The following is a 4,405-nucleotide window of genomic DNA, read 5'->3' as shown; positions in this document are numbered from 1 at the left end:
CCCCCCCCCCCCCCCCCCCCCCCCCCCCCCCCCGCCCGCTGGGCCCGGCGACGGCGCCCGGCCCAGCAGAGGGCAGGACGGGTCAGGCGAGGGCGACCAGGTCGCGGTAGTCCTCGCTCCACAGGTCCTCGTCCGCGTCCGGCAGGAGCAGGACGCGGTCGGGGCGCAGAGCGTCGATGGCGCCCTCGTCGTGGGTGACCATCACGATCGCGCCGGGATAGGAGTCGACGGCCGTCAGGACCTCGGTGCGGGAGACGGGGTCGAGGTTGTTGGTCGGCTCGTCCAGCAGCAGCACGTTCGCACCGGAGTGGACCAGGCCGGCCAGTGCCAGACGGGTCTTCTCCCCGCCGGACAGCACCCCGGCGCTCTTTTCCGCGTCGTCCCCGCCGAACAGGAATGATCCCAGGACCCGTCGTGCCTCGCCGTCCGTCAGGTGCGGGGCGGCATCCAGCAGGTTCTCCCGGACGGTGCGGCCGGGATCGAGGGTGTCGTGCTCCTGGGCGAAGTAGCCCAGCCGCAGCCCGTGCCCGTGCACCACCCGCCCGGCATCGGGCTGCTCCTCACCGGCAAGCAGACGCAGCAGGGTGGTCTTGCCCGCGCCGTTGAGGCCCAGGACGACCAGACGGCTGCCCCGGTCCACCGCCAGGTCCACACCGTCGAGCACGCGGTGGCCGCCGTAGGACTTCGACAGGCTGACCGCGCCCAGCGGCATCCGGCCGCACGGCAGCGGCTCGGGCAGCCGGATCCTGGCCGCCTTCTCCGTACGGCGGGCCGGCTCCAGGTCCGCCAGCATGCGCTCCGCGCGCCGGGCCATGCTGCGGGCCATGACCGCGGTGGCCGAGCGAGCCTTGATCTTCTCCGCCTGCGCGTGCAGGGCGGCGGCCTTGCGCTCGGCGTTCGCCCGCTCCCGCTCCCGCCGCCGCTGGTCCGCCTCCCGCTGGGCCACGTAGGCCGACCAGCCGGTGTTGTGGATGTCGATCGTCGCCCGGGTGGCATCCAGGTGGAAGACCCGGTTCACGACATCGGCGAGCAGAGCGGTGTCATGGCTGATCACCACCAGACCGCCCCTGTACTCCCGCAAAAAGGTGCGCAGCCAGGCGACGGAATCGGCGTCCAGGTGGTTGGTCGGCTCGTCCAGCAGCAGCACTCCGTCGTGCCCGGCGAACAGGATCCGCGCCAGTTCCACCCGGCGCTTCTGCCCGCCCGAGAGCGTGCCGACCGGCTGGGTCAGTACCCGCTCGGGCAGGCCCAGTCCGGCCGCCATGCGGGCGGCCTCGGCCTCGGCCGCGTACCCGCCGCCGGCCTGGAAAGCCGCCTCGGCCTTGGCGTAGGCACGCATCGCCCGCTCCAGCGCGCCCGAGTCGGCGGCGTCGGCCATCGCGGCCTCGGCTGCCCTCAGACGCCGCAGCGCCGTATCCAGGGCGCGAGCGGACAGGATCCGGTCGGTGACCGTGACCGCGGGGTCGGCGGCGCGGGAGTCCTGCGCGAGGAACCCCACCGGGCAGGTAGGGGTGATCGTCCCGGCAGCGGGTTTCGACCGCCCGGCCAGGGCCGACATCAAAGTGGTCTTCCCCGCCCCGTTACGGCCGACCAGGCCGATACGGTCACCGGCGGAGACAGTGAAGGAAAGGTCCGAGAGCAGCAGGCGGGCACCTGCACGCAACTCGACATCGCGAACAGTAATCACGGGATGACGCTCCGAGAAAGCAAAAGGACACACTTCTGGCGTAGAAGCGGGTCCTCAGCTAGGAAACTCGGGGCGTAGACATGCCTCTACCGGAACCGACGCTCCGGCATGCCACATCGCCCGGGGAAGCAAGCACCCGGACCGCCCCCGCAGGCAGCCGACGAGACGGCGTACGCCTGACGGGTCACCACCACGCGAACACCGCCCGCGACCGGCATGAGTACCCCAGGAACCGGCCACACCAGCCTCTTGACCCGCGACTTCAAGTTGGCGAAGGCTCACTGGTATTCATGCCAACATCGATAGCCGAGGCGTCGGACCACAAGGTGCGCAGCGCCGTCGTCGCCGATCACGTGGTCAGCTCGGGCGACCCCGGCCTGCCCGTCGGCACCGTCCAGCAGGCGTCCCGCATCCCGCAGGTGGCCAGCGCGACGGGAGCCCTGCGTCGGGATCCTCTACCGGTCCGAAACGCCTCGGCATCGGCCACCGCCCTGGGAGTCCCGACAACCTAGCCGACCTGGCTGATGTGCTGGATCTCGGCATCCCACCGGATCCTTCAAGAATTTCGGGACGGCACCGGAGCGCGTCGCCCTGGACACCGCCCTCGCCGACAAGCTGCACGTTACCGCCGGCGACTGCTGACAGTGCGGCTCGGCGACGGCGCGCAGACGGAACCCACCGTGGTCGCCACCTCCGACGCGGCCTGGGCGTGGGCCAGGCCCTGCTCCTGCGCGCCGACGCCTACGACAACCGGATCCTCGTGCACGACACGCCCGGAGCCGACCACGACACCGTCGTGCGCAACCTCGCCACACTCGCCCCGCACAACGGCATCCTCAAGGTCACCGACGCGAAGGACTACGCCGTCCAGCCCGGCCAGGGCCAGCAACTCAGCGTCTGCCCTACTCGGGTAGCGGAACGAGCGCACTTCAGCGAATCGGGAAAGTTTAACGGCAGCCATGAGTACGACCCGTTCACTCGCGCGAGCGGAGGCAGTGGCGGGTCGCGGGCCGGCAAACGTTGTGCCGGGCGGGTGACTAGCCAACCACCGAACAACGTGGCCAGCCATCGTGCACCGTCTCAACTGGGACGGCCGGTTCGTCGAGAAAATCGAACACATGGTCCACTTTCGGAGTGCCACGAACGCTGTTCCCCGATGATCTTGTGCAACTCGATGCCGACTGGGTCCGCACCTACGAGGCCCTCGCCCTGAGACCCGCCATGGCCGGCACCACCCGGTTGAGGCGGCGCCTGATTACCCTTTCCTGCCGCCTGGCCGGTCACTCGTTCTGGGAAGCCGACCGGCCGTCGCCGGCTCGGGTTGAGCTGCGGCGCCGGACGCGCGCCGCCGGCCTGCCGGATACTCGGTGGCGAACGTCTCTCAGGCACAGGCCCGTGTGCTGCGCGCCGTGCGCGAGCACATCGCCGAGCGGGGTGAGGCGCCAACGGTCCGGAAGCTGTGTCGGCGGGTGGGCCTGTCGAGTACGTCGTCCGTGGTCTATCACCTGGTGCGGCTGGAGGAGATGGGGTTGATCAGCCGGCGGCGAGCCCGTCATCGCTCGATCCGTCTCGACGGTTGATCCGGCGATCACCAGCCGACCGCCTTCCGGGGCACCGACCACGGCGCGTTCTTCGGCAGGACATGCGACAGCCCCCGGGATCTGCTCAGATCCCGGGGGCTGTGTCAGGGGTTGGTCTGCTTCGGTTGCCGAGGAGTCGGAAGTGGGCCAGCTCCGCAACGCGCCGACTGACGAAACCGGTGGCCGAGTGGCGGGTGCTCAAACCCCCGCCACCCCGACCGAACCGCCCCTCCGTATCCGGCTCCACCCTGGACCGTCCGCCTCGTTCCCTCACCCCTGTGACCGTCGCGGCTGACTGCGGTGTTGCTGGTGGTGGCTGGCTACCAGGTGATGATGATGTATCCCTTGCCGGCGGGCCGGCCGTTGTCGCCGTTGTTTCCCTTTGCGCCGCTGCGGGCGTGTGTACTGCTGGTCATCGCGCCGTGACCTCCTGCGCCTCCGTTGCCGCCTCGACCGCCTTGACCGCCCACGGACCGGCCTTCGGGCAGCTTCAGGCCGTACGGTCCCTCCTTCTTGACCGGCGCACCGCCCTCGCCGCCGAAGGCAAGGTCGCCGCCTGCGCTGTCCTCCGAGGCAGATTTGCCGCGTACGCCGTCCCGGCCTGTCTTCCCGGGCTGGCCGGCCGTGCCCAGGACGCTGTCGATCTTCTTGCCGTCCGTGCACCGGCCGGGGAAGGGTTCGTTGCCGCCCTCGCCGCCGCTGCCTGAAGGGCCGCCGTTCCCGTGGCTGCCGCTGATGCCGCCGCCTTCGCCCGCCGTACCTTCGAGTCCGGCGCTGCCGACGTGGCTGCGGGAGACCTCTGCCATGAGCGTCTGGGTGCTCTTCCAGAACTGGGTATCACGCTTGTCCCTGTTGACGGCACCAGGTTTTCCGGATTCGCCGCTCTTGCCGTCCTTGCCGAAGTTACCGGTGCCGTGTGCACCACCCTTGCCGCCCGGTCCGCCCTTTCCGCCGGTACCGCCGGAGCCGATGATGGCCCGGTAGGTATGGGCGTGGTCGACCTTGAGCTCACAAACGAGGTAAGAGCCACCACTACCACCGCCCCCACCACCGCCGGCACCACCGCCCCCACCGGTGTCACCCATCGAGTCTTTTTCACCCCTGGCGGCGAAGCCGTAGGCCTCTCCTCCGCCACCCC

Annotated in this window: 4 protein-coding genes; 2 read left to right on the top strand and 2 right to left on the bottom strand. The window is 70.4% G+C overall.

The features are described from left to right. Window positions 1-82: 82 nt before the first annotated feature. Window positions 83-1,687 carry an ABC-F family ATP-binding cassette domain-containing protein gene (locus ACSNOK_RS31070; RefSeq protein WP_436784137.1) on the bottom strand — a complete coding sequence of 535 codons (1,605 nt, stop codon included), beginning with the start codon at window positions 1,685-1,687 and terminating at the stop codon, window positions 83-85. A gap of 290 nt (window positions 1,688-1,977) precedes the next feature. On the opposite strand from ACSNOK_RS31070, the gene ACSNOK_RS31065 reads away from it, so the two are divergent. Both ACSNOK_RS31065 and ACSNOK_RS31060 read left to right on the top strand, forming a co-directional pair. After that, window positions 1,978-2,199 (top strand): hypothetical protein, encoded by a 222-nt coding sequence (locus tag ACSNOK_RS31065; RefSeq protein WP_436784136.1) that lies wholly within the window; start codon window positions 1,978-1,980, stop codon window positions 2,197-2,199. An 855-nt stretch (window positions 2,200-3,054) separates the two neighbouring features. Next, entirely contained in the window at window positions 3,055-3,267 is a 213-nt protein-coding gene (locus ACSNOK_RS31060; protein WP_436784135.1) for a LexA family protein, read from the top strand. Between the two features lie 320 nt (window positions 3,268-3,587). On the opposite strand, the gene ACSNOK_RS31055 is transcribed toward ACSNOK_RS31060, so the two are convergent. Continuing rightward, window positions 3,588-4,405 (bottom strand): hypothetical protein (locus ACSNOK_RS31055; protein ID WP_436784134.1); only part of this gene is annotated, 818 nt, incomplete at its 5' end.

The organism is Streptomyces sp. URMC 126, assembly GCF_051386555.1.
Lineage (GTDB): Bacteria > Actinomycetota > Actinomycetes > Streptomycetales > Streptomycetaceae > Streptomyces.
Note: the sequence above shows the minus strand (reverse complement) of the source record. Positions and strands in the feature narration are given on the sequence as shown.

What these genes read in the sequence shown, in the direction of transcription:
- ACSNOK_RS31065 (WP_436784136.1), top strand. Translation starts at nt 1,978, where the DNA reads ATGCCAACATCGATAGCCGAGGCGTCGGACCACAAGGTGCGCAGCGCC.